Genomic DNA, 20015 nt, shown 5'->3' on the forward strand with positions numbered 1-20015 from the left:
TACGGCTCGGCGAACTCGGTGATGAGCACCGGGTACTGCTCGGCCCCCGTGACCGGCGGCGATCGCCTTTCGGCCATCGCCTTCCACAACGGAAAGGCCGCCCGGCGGCACCGGACGGCCTTTGTCTCCGCTGGAATCAGGCGCGCAGTTCGGCGCCGACCGCGGCGGTGGCCGAGGCGACGGCGGCATCGCGCGCCGCACTCGCCTCGTCCTCGGTAAGGGTGCGGTCGGGAGCGCGGAAGCGCAGCGCGTAGGTGAGGGACTTGCGACCCTCTCCCGCCTGGGTGCCCTCGTAGACGTCGAACAGGGCGATGTCCTCGAGCAGGTCACCACCGCCGGTGCGCAGAGCAGTCTCGACCTGAGCGGCGGGCACGGCCTTCTCCACGCTGATCGACACGTCCTGCAGCACGGCAGGGAACGCCGAAACCGTTGGGGCAGGACGGGATTCGATCAAGGGAAGCGCGTCGAGGTCGAGTTCCAGCGCGCAGGTGCGCGGGGGAAGACCGGCGCGTTCCAGCACGGCGGGGTGCAGTTCGCCCGCGTGGCCGACGACCACGCCGTCCACCAGCAGTTCGGCGCAGCGGCCGGGATGCCACGGCAGGTAGGCGGCGGCGCGGCGCTCGATCACCACACCTGCGGCGTCGGCCACCTCGTCGACCAGCGCGAACGCGTCGGCGGCCTCGGCCGGACGACCCGGGCCCCACGGTCCGCGCGGATCGCGCTTACCGCTGAGCACCGCCGCGACGTGCACCGGCTGGGCGGGCAGCGAGGCGTTCAGCTCGGCGATCTGCTCATCGGTCGGCCGGCGATCCACCGGCAGCGCCTCCACCGCACGGGTCTGCTCGCCAGGTAGGACCACCTGGGCGATGCCGTAGATGGTGAGGTCGCGTGCACCGCGAGAAATATTGCGGGCGGCGACTTCCAGCAGACCGGGCAGCAGCGTTGTCGCCAGTTCCGGCCGCTCGGCGTCGAGCGGGTTCAGCACGCGCGTGGTGTTGCGGCGCGGATCGTCGGCATCCAGCCCCCACACGTCGAACACGCCACCGGGCAGGAACACCGGTGCGGGAACTTCGACGGCACCGGCGAACGCCAGCGCCCGGCTCACCGCACGACGACGCTTCTGCTGGGCGGTCAGGCCGCGACCGGCGGGCGCCGACGGCAGCACCGACGGGATCTGCTCGAGTCCCTCGAGGCGCAGCACCTCTTCGACCAGGTCGGCGGGCTGGGACAGATCGGGACGCCAGCTCGGCGGAGTCACCAGCAGCTGGGTCTTGCCCGCGTCGTTGACCTCGATATCGACGTGCGCACCGATCTGGGCCAGCCTGCGCACGGCGGTGCCCGCCGGGTAGGTGACGCCCGCGACCCGGTCGGGCAGGTCGATGTCCATCGCGATCGGCGCCGCCGCTTCCAGCGGCACCCGGATGTCGGTGAGCGTGGATTCGATGGTGCCGCCGGTGATTTCGGCGAGCAGTGTGGCTGCACGATCGAGGGCGACGATATTGATCTCGGGATCGACGACCCGCTCGTAGCGCTTGGCGGCCTCCGACGACAGCTTGTGCCTGCGCGCGGTCCGGTAGACGCGCAACGGATTCCAGGTGGCGGCCTCGAGGATCACGTCGGTGGTGTCGGCGCCGACCTCGGTGCTCGCGCCACCCATCACACCGGCCAGCGAGATGACACCGGAATCGTCGGCGATCACCACGTCCTCGGCGTCGAGGGTCCGCTCGGTGTCGTCGAGGGTGCGCAGGGTCTCGCCCTTGTGCGCGGAGCGAACGACCAAGCCGCCGTTGAGTTTCGCGGCATCGAAGGCGTGCAGCGGCTGCCCCAGTTCGAGCATCACGTAATTGGTGACGTCGACGGCCGGGGAGATCGGGCGCATACCCGCCAGCATCAGCCTGCGCTGCAACCACAGCGGGCTCACCGCGTTCGGGTTCACCCCGGTGACGCGCCGGGCCCCGAAGCGGGTGCATTCGGAGTCGGCTTCCAGTCGCACCGGCCAGGCCTCGGCCTCGCCGTCGGGCAGCGTGCGCACGGCGGGGTCGGCGTATTCGAGGTCGAAACCGCAGGCCAGCTCGCGGGCCAGACCGCGCACCGAGAAGCAGTAGCCCCGGTCCGGGGTGATGTTGAGCTCGATGATCGTGTCGTCGGTGCCGAGCAGCACATTGGCATCGTCACCGGGCTGCGCGGAACCCGGCTCGAGCACCAGGATGCCGTCGTGATCCTTGCCGATGCCGAGCTCGGCGACCGAACAGATCATGCCGTTGGAGGTGTGGCCGTAGGTCTTGCGGGAGGAGATCTTGAACCCACCGGGCAGCTCACCACCGGGCAGCACGACCACGACCAGGTCGCCGACCGCGAAATTGCGGGCGCCACAGACGATTTCCTGCAACTCCGGGTTGCCGACATCGACCTTGCAGAAGCGGATCGGCTTCTTGAACTCGGTGAGTTCGGTGATCTCGGCGACGCGGCCGACGACCAGCGGCTTGTCGATGTCACCGCCGATCGGGGTGAGCTTGTCGACCTCTTCGACCTCGAGGCCGACCCGGACGAAGCCCGCGTCGAGTTCCTCGGCCGACACCGACCACTCGGGGGTGGTGCGCTGCAGGATCTCGGTCAGCCAGGACTGTGCTACTCGCACGTTTTCGCTCTCTCTCTACGACCGGATACCGAAGGGCAGGGTGAACCGCACGTCACCCTCGACGATGTCGCGCATGTCGGGAATCCCGTTGCGGAACTGCAGGGTTCGCTCCATGCCCATGCCGAACGCGAATCCGGAATACACCTCGGGATCGATGCCGCTGGCGATGAGGACCTTCGGGTTGACCATGCCGCAGCCACCCCACTCGACCCAGCCCGCGCCGCCCTTCTTGTCCGGGAACCACACGTCGACCTCGGCCGAGGGCTCGGTGAAGGGGAAGTAGTTGGGGCGCATGCGGGTTCGGGTGTCGGGACCGAACAGGGCGCGCGCGAAGGCGTCGAGCGTGCCGCGCAGGTGGGCCATGGTCAGGCCCTTGTCGATCGCCAGACCCTCCACCTGCGAGAACACCGGGGTGTGGGTGGCGTCGAGCTCGTCGGTGCGGAAGGTGCGACCGGGGCACACGACGTAGATCGGCAGCTCACGTTCCAGCATCGAACGCACCTGCACCGGGGAGGTGTGGGTGCGCAGCACCTGGCGCGACCCCTCCGGGGCGATGTGGAAGGTGTCCTGCATGGTGCGCGCCGGGTGGTCGGGCAGGAAGTTCAGCGCGTCGAAGTTGAAGTGCTCGGTCTCGACCTCGGGGCCCTCGGCGACCTCCCAGCCCATGCCGACGAACACGTCGGCGATCTGCTCGGAGATGACCGTGATGGGATGCCGGGCACCGGCCGGGCGGCGACGAGCGGGCAGGGTGACGTCGATCTTCTCGGCCACCAGCACGGCCTGATCGCGCTCTTCCAGCAGCGCCGCGCGGCGCGCCTCGAAGGCATCGGAGACCCGCTTGCGCGCGAGATTGACCCGCTTGCCCGCGTCGGCCTTCTCTTCCTTGGGCAGACGACCCAGCTCACGCTGCGCCAGCGCGATCGGCGACTTGCCGCCGATGTAGTCGGTCTTGGCGACCGCGAGCGCGTCCAGATCGGCCGCCGCGGCGAACGCCTTCTCGGCCTCCGCCGCCGCTGCCGCGAGTGCCTCCTCGGTCAGTTCGGCGCCCAACGGGCCTGCGCCCTGCTCGACTCCACTGTTGTCGTCGGCCACGATTGTTCGACTCTCCCCTGGGGATCGGTTCACGGGTGCGTCATTGCCTACCCGTATCGGTGCTGCATAAATCCTATGGGATGGGGTTCGCTCGGTTCATCCGGATTACCGGGGGCCACTACCGGACCGCACCCGAGGTCGCTATCAGGACCGACAAGTCCAGGTCAGGCCGGGTTTCGGCGGGTTTTCACCAAGATCACCACGGAACCGAAATTCGAGGGAACCGAATCGCCCCGAGTTCCGTCCAACCGTTCAAACACATCCGCCGTGTTCGACGCGAGACAGGACGACTCGATGCCTGAACAGACCTGCGACTCCACCCCACCCCAGGACAGGCGCATGCGACGCACCGCCCCGGGCAGCGGACTGGCACTGTGCGGCCTCGGCATCCGCCCCACCCGCCCCCGCCCGTTTTCGCGTGCGGGCGGACTGTGCCCCGAGGGAAACACACAATCCCACCAGCCCGAAACCCCACCCGACCAAGACTAGGGGGATGCCGGTCTCGGACCATCGATCGCGGAGTCGAACCGGGTGGCGCCCGGGCGAGGATGCATCACTCGATGCTCTTGACCTCCCGTGCGGGCACACCCGCGACCAGGGTGCGGGCAGGCACGTCTCGGGTGACGACCGCACCGGCAGCCACGACGGAGCCCGCACCAATGGTCACGCCCTGGGTGATAACGGCGGCCGCGCCGATCCAGACGTCGTCCTCGATCACGATGGGGGCGCTGGTGACGTACTCACGTCGCTCGGCCACCGGGAGTGGATGCCCACCGGTGATGAGGCTGACCTTCGGAGCGATCATGACGTTGTCGCCGATGCTGATGCCGCCGTTGTCCATGAAGGTGCAGCCTTGGTTGACGAAGACGTTCGTTCCGAACGTCGTGCCGAGCCCGTGTGGCCGTCGCCGAGGCCGGACAGTTCCAGGCGGCGGCCGACGAGCTCGGGATCAGCCAGCAAGGAGTCTCCAAGCGGATTGCGGGTTTGGAGAAAAGCCTCGGGGTCGCACTGCTGGTGCGCACCTCGCGTGGTTCGCGGTTGAGCCTGGATGGGCAGGCCCTCCTCCCTTACGCCAGAAAGGTCCTGGTGGCACTCGAGCAGGCAGAGCAGGCGGTGTGCCCCGGCCGCCGACCCCTGCGCGTGGATGTCCTCAACCGGCGCATCGCTCCGGCCCAGGCTGTCTACCGCTACTACCGATCCCGCCCCGGTATCGTCTTGGACACCGTCACGCTCAGCGACGCGAACGCCGCCCACGCAGCCCGGGCCGTGCTCGATGGCAGTCTCGACGCCACTTTCCGTGCTCTGCCGGGCGACCAGGTCCCCGTCGGCATCAGAGCCGAACGGCTTTTGGACGTGCCATTGCAACTGCTGGTAGGACCCGCCCACCCGTTCGCCGGCGAGAACCACGTCAGGCCCACCGACCTTGCCGGTCATCGCATCTGGATTCCCGGTATCCGACCGGGGACGGAGTGGGAACGGTACTACCGGTCGCTGTCGCAGGCCTTCGGACTGAGCATCGACGCACTCGGCCCTCACTTCGGCGACGAGGCACTCATGGATGCCCTGGCAGACTCGGCCTCTCTCGCAACCCTGGTCGGCAGCAGCGACCGGTACTTGTGGCCCGCGAACTACGACCTGCGACGCATCCCGCTGCGCGAGCCGACGCCCCTATACCCACACATACTGCTCACGCGCTCCGACCACGAGCATCCGGTGCTGACCGGGCTGCGTGACTACCTGCGAGCCTCCAAGCCGGAGGACACCGACGACATGTGGGTCCCGGACTGGGCGACCTGCTGATCGCCCAGTCCGATTCGCCGGACTTCCGGACTTGTCGTGGGCGCCGTCAGCCCGGGTACCCGCCTGAATCAGGCAGGAGTTCTGGTGTGCCGGGGCAGGAAGGCGGCGATGATCGCGGCGGCGGCGACCAGGGCGGCGCCTACCCAGACTGCGGGGATCAGGCCGTCGACGTAGGACTGGGGGTCGGTGTAGGAGCCGGCGGTGGCGAAGACCGAGGCGAGGACCGCGATGCCCATCGCGACGCCGACCTCGCGGACGGTGCTGTTGATGCCCGAGGCCATGCCCTGGTCGGCGGGCGAGGCACTGGCCATGACGATGGTGGACGACGGCGCGAAGGTGAGACCCATGCCGATGCCGCCGAGGACGAAGGGCGCGACGAAGGAGATGTAGGGGACGTCCGTGCTCGTGATCAGCGCCATCCAGGCCAGGGACACGGCAAGGCAGACCTGGCCGGTGGCGATGAGGACGCGCGGGCCGACCCGGTCGACGACGAGTCCGGCCAGCGGGGCGACGACCATCGGAACCATCGTCCACGGCATCGTGCGGATACCGGATTCCAGCGGCGAATACCCCTGCACCACCTGGAAGAACTGCGCGAGCAGGAAGATGGCACCGAACACACCGGCGGAGAACCCGAACGACACGAGGTAGCTCAGGCTCAGGCCCCGGTTGGCGAACATACGCAGCGGCAGCATCGGTTCGGCGGTGCGGTTCTCCCAGGCGACGAACGCGACCAGCAGCGCGCTACCACCGACCAGGGCGGCGAGCACCTGCGGCGCGGTCCAGCCGTCCTCGGCACCGTGGATCACCCCCCACACCAGCGCGAGCACGCCGACGGCGGACAGGACGAGACCGAGCAGGTCGAGTTTGCGTGCGGCACCGCGCGATTCGCTCAGCACGCGAGCGGCGAAGGGCAGCGCGAGCAGGCCGACAGGCACGTTGAGCCAGAAGATCCACTGCCAGTTCAGCCCCTCGACGACGGCACCGCCGACCACCGGCCCGACCGCGACTCCGAGCCCCGCCAGACCTCCCCAGATCCCGATCGCGGCGCTGCGCATCCGCTCGGGCACGGCCGCGGCGAGCAGCGTCAGCGACAACGGCATCACGGCCGCGCCACCGGCACCCTGGATCGCCCTGGCGAGAATGAGCATCCACGGCTCGGTAGCCAGCGCGCACGCGGCCGACGCGACGACGAACACGGCGATGCCCGCCAGGAAAACGCGGCGGCGGCCGATGCGATCGCCGAGCGCCGAGGCGGTGAGCAGCAGCGCCGCGAACGACAGCGTGTAGGCGTTGACGAACCATTGCAGGTCCGAAAGCGACGCTCCCAGTTCGGTTTTGATCACGGGCAGGGCGTTGGTCACCACGAGGTTGTCCAACGTGACCATGAACATCGGGATGCCGACGGCGGCAACGACCGCACCGAGCGGCTTGGCCTTGGCGCCGCCGGGTGACGGCGCGTCGGCGAGAACGGCATCGCCGGGATCGAGTGTCTGAGTCATGATCCACCCTTGTTGTAATCCACTGATAACTTGAATCCATGGTTATGCATCCGCTGATAACATGTCAAGAGGAATCCGCGTACCGACCGGAGGCGAATGCATGAGCGAGACGACGAGAACCCGGATGACCGCGGCCGAGCGCAGCGCCCAGGTCCTCGCCGCCGCCGTCGACGCCTTCGCCGAATCCGGGTACGCCGCGACGAAAACCGATGAGGTGGCCCGCCGCGCGGGGGTCTCCCAGCCGTACGTGATCCGGCTCTTCGGCAGCAAACAGCACCTGTTCGTGGCGGTGCTGCAGCATGTGTGCGCACGCATCGAGGACGTGTTCCGCAGCGCCGAGATCGCGCCCGACGCCGACACCGCCGAAGCGCTGCGCAGCCTCGGCACGAACTACGATGTCTTCCTCGCCGAACGCCAGCTACCGCTCGTGCTGCTGCACGGCGTCGCCGCCAGCGCCGACCCGGAGATCGGCGATCACGTGCGCGAACACTTCGGCCGCATCTATCAGCTGATCGTCGACCGCACGGGCGCCGACACCCTGCACGCCCGCCGCTTCCTCGCCACCGGCATGCTGCTCACCATCATGACCGCGATGCAGGTGGCAGGCCCCGACGCCATCGAGCTCCCCTGGTCGAGGGCCCTCCTCGACGAACTGCAGTGCGCCGTGGAACTGTGAAGACCTACTTCGCGTGCTGGACGCGGGCGTTGGCGTAGAGGCAGATCGCCGCTGCCGCGGCCAGATTCAGGCTTTCGGCGCGGCCGTGGATGGGGATGCGGATGCGATGGTCGGCACGGGCGGCGACGGCGGGGTCGAGACCGTGGGCCTCGTTGCCGAAGAGCCAGGCGACCGGCCCGGTGAGGATGTCGTCGGCGTCGTCGAGGTCGACCTCACCGTGAGCGGTGGTCGCCAGCAGCGTGATTCCGGCCGAGGACAGCGCGTCGAGGGTGGCGTCGATACTGCGGCTGCGCGCGATCGGGACGTGGAACAGGCTGCCCGCGCTGGCGCGGACACATTTGCCGTTGTGCGGGTCGACCGCGTCACCGGCGAGCACGACACCATCGGCACCGACGGCGTCGGCAACCCGGATGAGGGTGCCCGCGTTGCCGGGTTCGGCGATCTCCACGGGCACCGCGAGCATGCGGGGTGCACCGTCGAGGATCTGGCCGAGGGGAACATCGAGCTGCTCGCACACGGCGACCAGGCCCGGCGCGGTGACGGTTTCGCCCAGGTGCTCGGCGGCGCGATCGCTCACCAGCGTGGTGCGCACACCGTCGGCGTCGGCACCGGCGATCAGCGCGACATCGCGCTTGGCCGCGGCGAGCGAGTAGAACAGCTCACGCACCCGGCCGGTCTCCAGCGCGGCGGTGACGGCATTGGCGCCTTCGGCCAGGAACAGGCCGGTCTTGCGGCGGTGCGCGGCGCGCTGGAGCTTGACAGCCGAAACGACCCGTGGGTTGCGCTCGGAGAGCGCGTCCACGGGTCGTTCCGGCAGATCGTTGTGCGTCGTCAAGCTCAGGCAGCCGAGGCCGGGGCGTTGACGTCGGCGGGCAGCGCGGCCTTGGCGACAGCGACGAGACCGGCGAAGGCCTCGGCGTCGGAGACGGCGAGCTCGGCGAGGATCTTGCGGTCCACCTCGACACCAGCGGCCTTGAGGCCCTGGATGAAGCGGTTGTAGGTGATGTCGTTCAGACGCGCGGCGGCGTTGATACGAGCGATCCACAGCTTGCGGAAGTCACCCTTGCGCGCCTTGCGGTCGCGGTAGGCGTAGGTCAGCGAGTGGAGCTGCTGTTCCTTGGCCTTGCGGTACAGGCGCGAACGCTGGCCCCGGTAGCCCTTGGAGGCCTCGAGGATGGAACGGCGCTTCTTCTGAGCGTTGACAGCCCTTTTGACGCGTGCCACTTTTCAGTCCTTGATCATCTGGGGGGCGCGGCGGCGCCCGAATTCGGTAGTTGTCGGCGTCCGGTCATCCCGGCCGCGCAGTCGTCGGGTTGCGACGGTCTGCCGGAGAATCAGGCGAGACCGAGCAGCCGCTTCACGCGGGGGGCGTCGACGTCGGCAACGGACTCCGTGCCTTCCAGGCGACGAGTCCGGCGGGACGACTTGTGCTCCAGGAGGTGGCGACGGTTCGCCTGCTCGCGAAGCAGCTTGCCCCGGCCGGTCACCTTGAATCGCTTCTTGGCGCCGCTGTGGGTCTTGTTCTTCGGCATGGATTCCTCTATCTAGTCGGTGAAATCGGTGTTACTGCGGGTCGGCCTGCGCCTGCTCCGCGGGCGCGGCCTGCTCGGCGGCGGCCGGAGCGGTCGGCTGCGCCGGTGCCGGGGCGGTCGGCTCGGCCGGACGCGGGGCCGGTGTCGAGTCCTGCTGCGCCTTCACCCGCGTCTTCGCGCCCTTGTGGGGGGCGAGGACCATGGTCATGTTGCGGCCGTCCTGCTTGGCCGAGGTCTCGACGAAGCCGAGTTCGGCGACGTCGGAGGCCAGCCGCTGCAGCAGCCGGAAGCCGAGTTCGGGGCGCGACTGCTCACGACCACGGAACATGATCGTGACCTTGACCTTCGACCCGGCTTCGAGGAAGCGAACGACGTTGCGCTTCTTGGTCTCGTAGTCGTGGTCGTCGATCTTCGGGCGGAGCTTCTGCTCCTTGATCACGGTCTGGACCTGGTTCTTGCGGGACTCGCGCGCTTTCTGCGCGGTCTCGTACTTGAACTTGCCGTAGTCCATGATCTTGCAGACCGGCGGACGGGCATCGGGTGCCACCTCGACCAGGTCGAGATCGGCTTCGAGCGCGACGCGAAGTGCATCTTCAACACGCACGATCCCAACCTGTTCGCCGCCGGGTCCGATGAGTCGAACCTCGGGAACTCGGATGCGATCGTTGATGCGGGTCTCAGTGCTGATGGGGCCTCCTAGGTCAAGCGGTGTCGTCTTAACGACCGCACGCAATAACTGCAACCCCTGATTCAACGCGAAAGCCCCGTTGCGGTATTTCTCCGCGACGGGGCCCGAGTCGACCGATCATCGGACACCACGCCCGAGGGCACGGTGTCGACCCCCGCGCGAACAACACGCGAGGAACCCGCCACAACGAGCGGGTGACCGGGACCGTTTGTCCAGTACGATTGCTCGCCGGCAACGGTGGGAGTCGGGCTCCACTTATCTGCCCCAGGAAGTGCATGACACGACCAGGGGCGGTCGTCAGCGAAAAGTCTAGCATCGCATTCCGCTATCGCCGAATCGGCCCGGCGACGGTGGCCCGCACGAGCTGGCGATAGCCTGATCCCCATGACTGACGAGCTCGATCCTCCCGTGCGCGACCTGGCCGACATTCCCGCGGTCGAGGTGATCAGCCGGGCCGCCGTGATGCTGATGAGTTCGGCGGCGGAGAAGCTCGGCCTGGCCGAGGAGAACCCGAACACCGGCGCCAATGTCGACCTCGACGAGGCGCGCCGGGTCATCACCGCGCTGGCCGGCCTGGTCACCTCGTCGGTGGAGTACCTGGGGCCGCACGCCGGGCCGATCCGCGAGGGCCTGCAGGCATTGCAGCGCGCCTTCCGTGAGGCGTCGTCGGTGCCGGACGCGCCGGGTGCTGGCCCGGGCGAGAAGTACACCGGCCCGGTGCACTGAGCCCCGAAACGCGAAGATCCGCCGGCACCTGCGTGCCGGCGGATCTTTTTACGTCGTGAGCGCCGCTCAGACCGTAGGGGTCGGAGTCGGCGGCTGACCGGGGGTGACCGAGACGGCCGAGCCGGAGGAGATCATGTTGGCGAGGGCGGTGAAGATGGCCGCGCTTCCGGTGTCCATTGCTGGTGGTCCTTTCGGGGCTGCCGGGTCAGGCAGTCGGCGTCGTGGGCTCGTAGGCCAGCGAGGACCCGCCACTGAGGAAATTCAGAATCTGGCCGATGAGCGCCATCGTGGCTTCATCCATGGGGACGTTCCTTTCGTACTGCACGACATCCGCGACCGCGCTGCCCACGCCGCGCGTGACACCACTGGATGCCGATCGACAAACCGCTACTGACCGGTCTTCCGGCGACGGCGAGGCGAATGTTACCTACAGCCGTTTCACTTCGTAGGGTTTTCGGGAAGTCCCGGGCGGAACGGTAACCCGTCCCGCCCCGGCGCACACCCCGGTCAGCGCAATGCGGCCGCTTTCCTGGCCAGCCGCTTGGCCGTCGCTGTCTCGGCGGGCGGCTTCTTCGCCGCCGGCGCGGCCTTCTTCTTCGCCGCGGGCTTCTTCGGAGCCGGTGCCGCGAGGACTTCCTTCAGGAACTGGCCGGTGTAGCTGTCGGCGACCTGCGCCACCTCCTCCGGAGTGCCCGTGGCGACCACGGTGCCACCGCCCGAACCACCTTCCGGACCCATGTCGATGACCCAGTCGGAGGTCTTGATGACATCGAGGTTGTGCTCGATGACGATCACCGTATTGCCCTTGTCGACCAGGCCGTTGATGACCTTGAGCAGCTTGCGGATGTCCTCGAAATGCAGACCGGTGGTCGGCTCGTCGAGGATGTACACCGTGCGCCCGGTCGAGCGTTTCTGCAGCTCGGCGGCCAGTTTCACACGCTGCGCCTCACCGCCGGACAGGGTCGGGGCACTCTGGCCGAGGCGCACGTACCCGAGACCGACCTCGACGAGGGTCTTGAGGTACCGGTGGATCGAGGTGACCGGTTCGAAGAACTCGGCGGCCTCGTCGATCGGCATGTCGAGGACCTCGGCGATGGTCTTGCCCTTGTAGTGCACCTCGAGCGTCTCGCGGTTGTAGCGGGCGCCGTGGCACACCTCGCACGGGACGTACACATCCGGCAGGAAGTTCATCTCGATCTTGAGCGTGCCGTCACCCGAGCACGCCTCGCAACGGCCGCCCTTGACGTTGAAGGAGAACCGGCCCGGCTGGTAACCGCGAACCTTGGCCTCGGTGGTCGAGGCGAACAGGGTGCGGATCTTGTCGAAGACGCCGGTATAGGTGGCCGGGTTCGAGCGCGGGGTGCGCCCGATCGGTGACTGGTCGACCTGCACCAGCTTGTCGAGCTGGTCGACGCCGTTGATCCTGGTGTGCCTGCCGGGCACCTGCCGCGCACCGTTGAGCTTGTTCGCCAGCGTGGTGGCCAGGATGTCGTTGACCAGCGTCGACTTTCCGGAACCCGAGACGCCGGTGACCGAAGTGAGCACACCGAGCGGGAACGCCACGTCGATACCCTGCAGATTGTGCTCGGTGGCACCGACCACGGTGAGCTTGCGCTTCTTGTCCACCGCGCGGCGCACCAGCGGCAGCTCGATCTGCTCGCGGCCGGAAAGATAAGCGCCGGTGAGGGATTCGGGCTCGGTGAGCAATTCCTGATAGGGACCCGAATGCACCACCCGACCGCCGTGCTCACCCGCGAGCGGACCGATGTCGACCACCCAGTCCGAGGCGCGGATGGTGTCCTCGTCGTGTTCGACCACGATCAGGGTGTTGCCCAGCTTCTTGAGCCGCAGCAGGGTTTCGATGAGCCGGCGGTTGTCACGCTGATGCAGACCGATCGACGGCTCGTCGAGCACGTAGAGCACGCCGACCAGACCGGAACCGATCTGGGTGGCCAGCCGGATGCGCTGCGCCTCACCACCCGACAGTGTCGCCGCCGCGCGCGAGAGCGTGAGGTACTCGAGGCCCACATCGAGCAGGAAGCCGAGCCGGGCCTGGATCTCCTTGAGCACCTGACCGGCGATCGCGGCCTCGCGCTCCCCCAGCGTCAGCGAGTTGAGGAAATGCGCGCACTCCCCGATCGACAGGTCGCTGACCTCGGCGATCGACCTGTTCTTGCCGTCGGCGGCCAGCGTGACGGCCAGGATCTCGGGGCGCAGCCGGGCACCGTCGCACACCGGGCACGGCACGTCCCGCATGTACCCGTCGTAGTGCTCCTTCATCTGCTCGGACTCGGTGTTGTCCATGCGCCGCTGCAAGAACGGCATCACGCCTTCGAAGTCGGCGTAATAGGACCGCTTACGTCCATAGCGGTTGGTGTAGGAGACGTGCACCTGGTCGGAGCTGCCCTCGAGGACCGCCTTGCGTGCCTTCGCCGGGAGTTCACGCCACGGCGTGTCCATCGAGAAGCCGATGGCCTCGGCCAGACCCGACAACAGGCGATTGAAGTACTCGGCCGTCTGACCGCGCGACCACGGCGCGATCGCGCCCTCGGCCAGGCTCAGATCGGGATCGGGGACGACCAGCTCGGGGTCGACCTCCTTGCGGATACCGAGACCGGTGCAATCGGGGCAGGCGCCGTAGGGCGAGTTGAAGGAGAACGAACGCGGCTCGAGATCCTCGATATCGAGCGGGTGGCCGTTCGGGCAGGCCAGGCGCTCGGAGAAACGACGCTCCCGGTCGTGCGCGTGTTCGTCGCGGTCGACGAAATCGAGCACGACGATGCCGTCGGCCAGCCGCAACGCGGTCTCGATCGAATCGGTCAGCCGCTGCTTGGACGCGGCCTTCACCGACAGCCGATCGACGACCACCTCGACGTCGTGCTTCTCCTGCTTCTTGAGCTTGGGCGGATCGGTGAGCGGGTACACCACGCCGTCGACCCGCACACGCGAGTAACCCTGGGTCTTGAGCTGGTCGAACAGGTCGACGAACTCACCCTTGCGGGTACGCACCACCGGCGCGAGCACCTGGAACTTCAAGCCCTCGTCCATGGCCAGCACCTGGTCGACGATCTGCTGCGGGCTCTGCTTGGCGATCAGCTCGCCACAGACCGGGCAGTGTGGCGTCCCCGCGCGGGCATACAGCAGGCGCAGGTAGTCGTAGACCTCGGTGATCGTGCCGACCGTCGAACGCGGGTTGCGGTTGGTCGACTTCTGGTCGATCGACACCGCGGGCGAGAGGCCCTCGATGAAGTCCACATCCGGCTTGTCCATCTGCCCGAGGAACTGGCGCGCGTACGCCGACAGCGACTCGACATACCGGCGCTGTCCCTCGGCGAAGATCGTGTCGAAGGCCAGACTCGACTTACCCGAACCGGACAGACCGGTGAACACGATCAGGCTGTCGCGCGGCAGATCGAGGTCCACACCTTTCAGGTTGTGTTCCCGAGCTCCGCGCACAGTGAGGCGTTCCGCCACCTGGTGAATCCCTTCTCCATCGTCATCCGCTCGCCGGACATGAACCCCCACGAACAATGCTAGGTGGCCCCACCGACAAGAACGCTCGAGCGCTTGCGCCCCGGGAGGTACTGGCTGTGTTTTCGGAGCGCTGGCGCGCTCGAGCGCGGCCCCTGGAGGGCCGCGCGAACAGCGCTCGAGACTCGCGCTTCGCGCATGCGCTTCGAGCGCTGTTCGCGCGGCCGGGCCGCTGCGCCGCTGCGCGGCGGACCCTCCTCGAGGTCGGGTCGTGCGGGGCTGGGAATGCGGTCATGGCGGCCGCGGCGTGTTCTGTGAGCAGTCCAACTACGTAGTGTCGTAGGTCATGCGGCACAATGGGCGCATGGGTTTCTTTGATCTGCGGTCTGTCGCGAGTCGGTTTCGGTTCTTCGCGGTGCTCGAGGCCATTTCCTGGGTGGGTCTGCTGCTCGGGATGGCGTTCAAGTACCTGCCCGAGGAGGGCAACGAGATCGGTGTGAAGATCTTCGGTCCGGTGCACGGTGGCATCTTCGTGCTGTTCGTGCTGACCGCGCTGCTCACCGCCCGGGAGCTGAACTGGAACTGGAAGACCACGGTTCTGGCGCTCGCCTCGAGCATCCCGCCGCTGTTCACTGTGATCTTCGAGGCCTGGGCCGTGCGCACGGGCAAGCTCGGCGAGCTGAGTGCGAACAGCAAGGGCGCCGCGGCTGCCACGTCCACCGCTTCGTGACAAACTGGAAACCGTGACTCGACCCGCTTCCCGTCGTCCTTCGCCCGCCGTCGCCGCTGCCATGTCAGGGGCGGTGGATCTGTCCGGTCTCAAGCAGCCTGCCGCCGCTCCGGGTGGCGCGGGCGCGCCGGGTGACCATTCGGTCACCGAGGCCGACTTCGAGACCAAGGTCATCCGACGCTCGATGCAGGTGCCCGTGGTTGTCGCGCTGTACTCGCAGCGCAGCCCGGGCAGCGTCGAGCTGGTCCGCACCCTGGAACGGCTCAATGCCGACGACCGTGGTGCGTGGGATCTGGCCGCGATCGAGGCCGAAGCCAATATGAACATCGTCCAGGCGCTGCGGGTGCAGGGCATTCCGACGGTGATCGCGGTGGCCGGTGGGCAGCCGTTGGCCGACTTCGAAGGCGCTCAGCCCGAACCGCAGGTGCGCCAATGGCTCGACGCGGTCGTCGAGGCGACCGCGGGCAAGCTCGAGGGCAACGGCGCGCAGGCCGAACCCGAGAACGACGACCCGCGCTTCGTGGCCGCCGAGAACGCGCTCGCCGAAGGTGACATCGCCGGTGCCGAAGCCGCCTACGAGGCCATCCTGGCCGAGGAACCGAACAATGCCGAGGCCAAGGCGGCGCTGCGGCAGCTGAGGTTCCTGACCAGGGCCCAGCAGATCGACCCGGGCGTGGTCGCCACCGCCGACGCCGATCCGGGCGATCTGGATGCCGCCCTCGACGCCGCCGATGTGGAACTGCTCGAACAGCGCCCCGAGGCCGCGTTCGACCGGATCATCGCCGTGGTCAAGCGCACCGCGGGCGACGACCGTGACCGTGCCCGCACCCGCCTGCTCGAACTCTTCGAACTGTTCGATCAGGCCGAGCCTTTCGTGATCGCCGCGCGTCGCAAACTGGCCGCCGCGCTGTACTGACACCCATCGACCACGGGCCGCCCGGCAGAATGCCCGGGCGGCCCGTCGCATATCCGGTCGCGGAGGCGGCCTCAGCCGGGCGCGCTCAACCAGAGGGCGCTGTGGGGGGCCAGGCGCACGGTGGCCGAGGCGGGGTGGCCGTGCCAGGGGGTGTCCTCGGCCGTGACGGCACCGAGATTGCCGATACCTGAACCGCCGTATCCGGTGGCGTCGGTGTTGAGGATCTCCGACCAGGAACCCGTGTGGGGCAAGCCGATCCGGTAGTTCTCGTGGGCGGCGCCGGAGAAGTTGAACACGCACGCGACCGCGCTGCCGTCACTACCCCAGCGCAGGAAGGCGAAGACATTGGCGGCGCTGTCGTCGGCCTCGATCCAGGAGTGTCCGCCGGGGGTGGTGTCCTGCGACCACAGTGCCGGATGTGCCACGTAGGTGCGGTTGAGATCGGCGACCATGGTCGAAATGCCCTGGTGCAGTGGGTTTTCCAGTTCGTACCAGTCGAGGCCGCGATCGTTGTCCCATTCGCGGAACTGGCCGAATTCCTGGCCCATGAACAGCAGTTGCTTGCCGGGGTGGGACCACATGTACGCGAGCAGGGCCCGCACGCCGCTCGCCTTGGCGAAATCGTCGCCGGGCATGCGCGTCCACAGCGTGCCCTTGCCGTGCACGACCTCGTCGTGACTGATCGGCAGCAGGTAGTTCTCGCTCCAGGCGTAGACCAGGGAGAACGTCATCTCGTTGTGGTGCCAGGCGCGGTGGATGGGGTCGCGGCCCAGGTAGCCGAGGGTGTCGTGCATCCAGCCCATGTTCCACTTCATGGTGAAACCGAGGCCGCCCACGTCGGTGCCGCGGGTGACACCGGGCCAGGTGGTGGATTCCTCGGCGATGGTCACCACGCCGGGGTGGGCGCCGTGCACGGTGTCGTTGAGTTCCTGCAGGAAGTCGACGGCTTCCAGGTTCTCGCGCCCGCCGTAGATGTTCGGTTCCCAGCCGCCCGCCGGACGTGAGTAGTCCAGGTACAGCATCGAGGCGACGGCGTCGACGCGCAGGCCGTCGATGTGGAATTCCTCGATCCAGAAAGTGGCATTGGCGACGAGGAAGTTGCGTACCTCGTTGCGGCCGAAGTCGAAAACATAAGTGCCCCAGTCGAGTTGTTCACCGCGACGCGGGTCGGGGTGTTCGTAGAGCGGGGTGCCGTCGAAGCGGGCCAGCGCCCACTCGTCGCGCGGGAAATGGGCGGGCACCCAGTCGAGCAGCACACCGATGCCCGCGTTGTGCAGGTGGTCGACGAAGTAGCGGAAGTCGTCGGGGGTGCCGAAACGCGAGGTCGGCGCGTAATAGGAGGTGACCTGGTAGCCCCAGGAACCGCCGAAGGGGTGCTCGGCCACCGGCAGCAACTCGACATGGGTGAAACCCGCTGCCCGGACGTAATCCGCCAGTCGCTCGGCGAGTTCGCGGTAGCCGAGGCCCGGACGCCAGGAGCCGAGGTGCACCTCGTAGACGCTCATCGGGGAGCGGATGGCGTCGGTGCTCGCGCGCCGGTCCAGCCAGGCGTTGTCACCCCAGATGTGGTCGGCGCGGGTCACGACCGACGCGGTGGCGGGTGGCACCTCGGTGGCGAAGGCGAGCGGGTCGGCGTGGTCGACTACGCGACCGTCGGCACCGTGCACCCGGTACTTGTAGCGCGTGCCCGGACCGACACCGGGCACGAAGACCTCCCACACCCCGGAAGTGCCGAGCGCGCGCATCGGCGCCGATTGCCCACCCCAGTGGTCGAAGTCGCCGAATACCGTGACGCCACGCGCGTTCGGTGCCCACACCGCGAACGACGTGCCGTCGACATCGCCGTCGAGGGTGGTGTAGTGGCGGGGATGCGCGCCGAGCACCTCCCAGAGCCTGGTGTGCCTGCCCTCGCCGATGAGATGCAGGTCGAATTCGCCGACGGTCGGCAGGAAGCGGTAGCCGTCGGCGGTGACGACCGTCGGGCCGCCGGGGTACGCGGTGCGCACCCGGTAGTCGTCGATCCGTGGGTACGGCAGAACGGCCGCGAAGATGCCGTGCCCCAACGACTTCAGCCGATGTTCGGCGTCGCCGACGAGGACGGTCACCGTGTCGGCGTGCGGGCGAAGCACGCGCACGGCGGTGCCGTCGGGGTGGGGATGGGAGCCGAGAACGGTGTGCGGGTCGGGATGGGTACCCGCCGCAAGCAGCATCAGGTCGCGGCGCTTCATCTAGAAGCTCCGCCGGAAGGCGAGGGCCGTGCGGGCTTCGGCGGGCACCGCGGGCAGGGCGATGATGTGGGCGACCGCGCGCGCCGGGTCGAGCCGCACCCAGTTGCGCTGGCCCCAGTGGTATTCCTCGCCGCTCACCTCGTCGAACACCACCGGGTGGTCGTGCCATTCGCGGCCGATCGCCGGCATGTCCAGGCTGACGTGACCGTCCTCGGCGGCGTAGGGGTTGAGGTTGACGATCACCAGCACCGCGTCGCCGCTGACCGGATCGAATTTCGAGTAGGCGATCAGCGCGTCGTTGTCGACGTGGTGGAAGTGGATGCAGCGCAGCTGTTGCAGCGCGGGGTGATTGCGGCGGATCTCGTTGAGCCGGGTGAGCCACGGTTCCAGCGACTCACCGCGGTCGAGGGCGGCGGCGAAGTCACGCGGGCGCAGTTCGTACTTCTCCGAGTTCACGTACTCCTCGCTGCCTGGGCGCACGGCCTCGTGCTCGAACAGCTCGTAGCCCGAGTACACGCCCCAGGTGGGGCTGAGGGTGGCGGCGAGGGCGGCGCGCAGGGCGAACATGCCGGGGCCGCCGTGCTGCAGGCTCTCGTGCAGGATGTCGGGGGTGTTCACGAACAGGTTGGGCCGGGCCTCGTCGGCCTTGGCGGCCAGCTCGTAGCCGAACTCGGTGAGTTCCCACTTGTGCACGCGCCAGGTGAAATACGTGTAGGACTGGGTGAATCCGCGCCGCGCCAGGCCGTAGAGGCGCGCCGGGCGGGTGAAGGCCTCGGAAAGGAAGATCACGTCGGGGTCGGTGCGGCGCACCTGCGCGATCAGCCACTCCCAGAAGTCGGCGGGCTTGGTGTGCGGGTTGTCGACGCGGAAGATGCTGACGCCCAACGCGATCCAGTGGCGCACCACCCGCAGCACCTCGGCGTAGATGCCGTCGGGGTCGTTGTCGAAATCGACCGGGTAGATGTCCTGGTACTTCTTGGGCGGGTTCTCCGCGAAGGCGATGGTTCCGTCGGGCAGGGTGGTGAACCACTCCGGGTGCTCGATGACCCAGGGGTGGTCGGGGGCGCACTGCAGGGCCAGATCGAGGGCCACTTCGAGGCCGAGTTCGGTTGCTCTGGCGACGAACTCGGTGAAATCGGCCTCGGTGCCGAGCCGGGGGTGGATGGCGTCGTGACCGCCGTCGGCCGAGCCGATGGCCCAGGGCGAGCCGACATCGCCGGGCTCGGTGGTCAGGGAGTTGTTGCGGCCCTTGCGGTTCACCGTGCCGATGGGGTGGATCGGGGGCAGGTAGACCACGTCGAAGCCCATGCCCGCGATGCGGGGCAGGTCGCGGGCGGCCGTGGCGAACGTGCCGTGCACCGGGTTGCCCTCGGCGTCGCGGCCACCGGTCGAACGGGGGAAGAACTCGTACCACGAGCCGACGAGGGCGCGACGGCGTTCGGCGAGTACCGAGAACTGCTGACCGCGCGTCACCATCTCGCGCAATGGGGTGGCTCGCAGGATCTCGGCGACTTCCTCGGTGAAGGCAGGCGCCACGCGCGCCGGGAGTTGTTCCTCGCTGCGCAGGGCGTTCGCGACGGCGTGCAGCCGCTCGAACTGCCGCTTCGGCACCGCCTGGGCGGCGCGCTCGAACAGGCGGGCGCCGATCTCGAGATCGTTGGCGAGATCGGCGGCCGACTGACCGACCGACAGCTTCGCCTCGACCGCCGAGCGCCAGGTGGCGAGGGGATCGCTCCAGCCCTCGACCCGGTAGGTCCACACGCCGGGCACGTTGGGGGTGAACACCGCGTTGAACACGTCGGGTTCGTAGTCGGGCGTCATCCGGATGCGGGTGACGCGCGAGGATCCGGGCGCGCGCACGGCCAGGCTCGCGGCAACCGCGTCGTGGCCTTCCCGCCAGACGACTACCCGAACGGGAAAAACCTCGCCGACCACGGCTTTGGCCGGGCGGCCGCCTGCGATGGACGGGGCAATGTCATCGATGGCAATCCGGCCGCTCACCCATGCCAAGGTACT

At 68.2% G+C, this 20015-nt stretch carries 16 protein-coding genes; 5 read left to right on the plus strand and 11 right to left on the minus strand.

Annotation, left to right across the window (positions count from 1 at the left end):
- Positions 1-136 precede the first annotated feature (136 nt).
- The 3 genes from pheT to AB0I35_RS28295 form a co-directional block, all read right to left on the minus strand.
- Positions 137-2638, minus strand: coding sequence for a phenylalanine--tRNA ligase subunit beta (gene pheT / locus AB0I35_RS28285; RefSeq protein ID WP_357399393.1), 2502 nt, complete (start codon positions 2636-2638; stop codon positions 137-139).
- A gap of 15 nt (positions 2639-2653) precedes the next feature.
- Positions 2654-3730, minus strand: a complete 1077-nt coding sequence (pheS, locus tag AB0I35_RS28290) for a phenylalanine--tRNA ligase subunit alpha (protein ID WP_357399394.1) — start codon at positions 3728-3730, stop codon at positions 2654-2656.
- Between the two features lie 553 nt (positions 3731-4283).
- Positions 4284-4571 carry a DapH/DapD/GlmU-related protein gene (locus tag AB0I35_RS28295; RefSeq protein WP_357399395.1) on the minus strand — a complete coding sequence of 96 codons (288 nt, stop codon included), beginning with the start codon at positions 4569-4571 and terminating at the stop codon, positions 4284-4286.
- A gap of 56 nt (positions 4572-4627) precedes the next feature.
- Between AB0I35_RS28295 and AB0I35_RS28300 the strand changes: the two genes are divergently transcribed.
- Positions 4628-5530, plus strand: a complete 903-nt coding sequence (locus AB0I35_RS28300; RefSeq protein ID WP_357399396.1) for a LysR family transcriptional regulator — start codon at positions 4628-4630, stop codon at positions 5528-5530.
- Between the two features lie 68 nt (positions 5531-5598).
- Here the strand turns inward: AB0I35_RS28300 and AB0I35_RS28305 are convergent, their stop codons facing one another.
- A complete protein-coding gene (locus AB0I35_RS28305) occupies positions 5599-7032 on the minus strand; it encodes an MFS transporter (protein WP_357399397.1) in 1434 nt (477 codons plus the stop codon).
- Between the two features lie 100 nt (positions 7033-7132).
- Here AB0I35_RS28305 and AB0I35_RS28310 point away from each other — a divergent pair, with 100 nt between their 5' ends.
- The gene (locus tag AB0I35_RS28310) at positions 7133-7708 is read left to right on the plus strand and encodes a TetR/AcrR family transcriptional regulator (protein WP_357399398.1); all 576 of its coding nucleotides are present in this window, start codon (positions 7133-7135) and stop codon (positions 7706-7708) included.
- A gap of 4 nt (positions 7709-7712) precedes the next feature.
- Here the strand turns inward: AB0I35_RS28310 and AB0I35_RS28315 are convergent, their stop codons facing one another.
- From AB0I35_RS28315 to infC, 4 genes are all read right to left on the minus strand, one after another.
- Positions 7713-8510, minus strand: coding sequence for an RNA methyltransferase (locus tag AB0I35_RS28315; protein ID WP_067644845.1), 798 nt, complete (start codon positions 8508-8510; stop codon positions 7713-7715).
- A 35-nt stretch (positions 8511-8545) separates the two neighbouring features.
- Positions 8546-8932, minus strand: coding sequence for a 50S ribosomal protein L20 (gene rplT / locus AB0I35_RS28320; protein WP_067498536.1), 387 nt, complete (start codon positions 8930-8932; stop codon positions 8546-8548).
- Between the two features lie 110 nt (positions 8933-9042).
- Positions 9043-9240, minus strand: coding sequence for a 50S ribosomal protein L35 (rpmI, locus tag AB0I35_RS28325; protein WP_067498539.1), 198 nt, complete (start codon positions 9238-9240; stop codon positions 9043-9045).
- 31 nt (positions 9241-9271) lie between these two features.
- Entirely contained in the window at positions 9272-9982 is a 711-nt protein-coding gene (infC, locus tag AB0I35_RS28330) for a translation initiation factor IF-3 (protein ID WP_357399424.1), read from the minus strand.
- A gap of 330 nt (positions 9983-10312) precedes the next feature.
- Here infC and AB0I35_RS28335 point away from each other — a divergent pair, with 330 nt between their 5' ends.
- Complete coding sequence (locus tag AB0I35_RS28335) at positions 10313-10654, plus strand: DUF1844 domain-containing protein (RefSeq protein ID WP_067498543.1); 342 nt, start codon at positions 10313-10315, stop codon at positions 10652-10654.
- Between the two features lie 507 nt (positions 10655-11161).
- Here AB0I35_RS28335 and uvrA read toward each other — a convergent pair.
- Positions 11162-14128 carry an excinuclease ABC subunit UvrA gene (gene uvrA, locus AB0I35_RS28340; protein WP_357399399.1) on the minus strand — a complete coding sequence of 989 codons (2967 nt, stop codon included), beginning with the start codon at positions 14126-14128 and terminating at the stop codon, positions 11162-11164.
- Positions 14129-14489: 361 nt separating this feature from the next.
- Between uvrA and AB0I35_RS28345 the strand changes: the two genes are divergently transcribed.
- A complete protein-coding gene (locus AB0I35_RS28345; RefSeq protein WP_357399400.1) occupies positions 14490-14855 on the plus strand; it encodes a DUF3817 domain-containing protein in 366 nt (121 codons plus the stop codon).
- A gap of 61 nt (positions 14856-14916) precedes the next feature.
- Positions 14917-15771, plus strand: a complete 855-nt coding sequence (locus tag AB0I35_RS28350; protein ID WP_357399425.1) for a tetratricopeptide repeat protein — start codon at positions 14917-14919, stop codon at positions 15769-15771.
- A 71-nt stretch (positions 15772-15842) separates the two neighbouring features.
- Here the strand turns inward: AB0I35_RS28350 and glgB are convergent, their stop codons facing one another.
- On the minus strand, positions 15843-17999 hold the full coding sequence (gene glgB, locus AB0I35_RS28355; protein ID WP_357399401.1) for a 1,4-alpha-glucan branching protein GlgB: 2157 nt from the start codon (positions 17997-17999) through the stop codon (positions 15843-15845).
- Positions 18000-20000, minus strand: coding sequence for a maltotransferase domain-containing protein (locus tag AB0I35_RS28360; RefSeq protein WP_357399402.1), 2001 nt, complete (start codon positions 19998-20000; stop codon positions 18000-18002). It abuts the gene before it with no gap.
- Between the last annotated feature and the right edge of the window lie 15 nt (positions 20001-20015).

It is taken from the genome of Nocardia sp. NPDC050378 (assembly GCF_040655675.1).
GTDB classification, from domain to species: Bacteria; Actinomycetota; Actinomycetes; order Mycobacteriales; family Mycobacteriaceae; genus Nocardia; species Nocardia coubleae.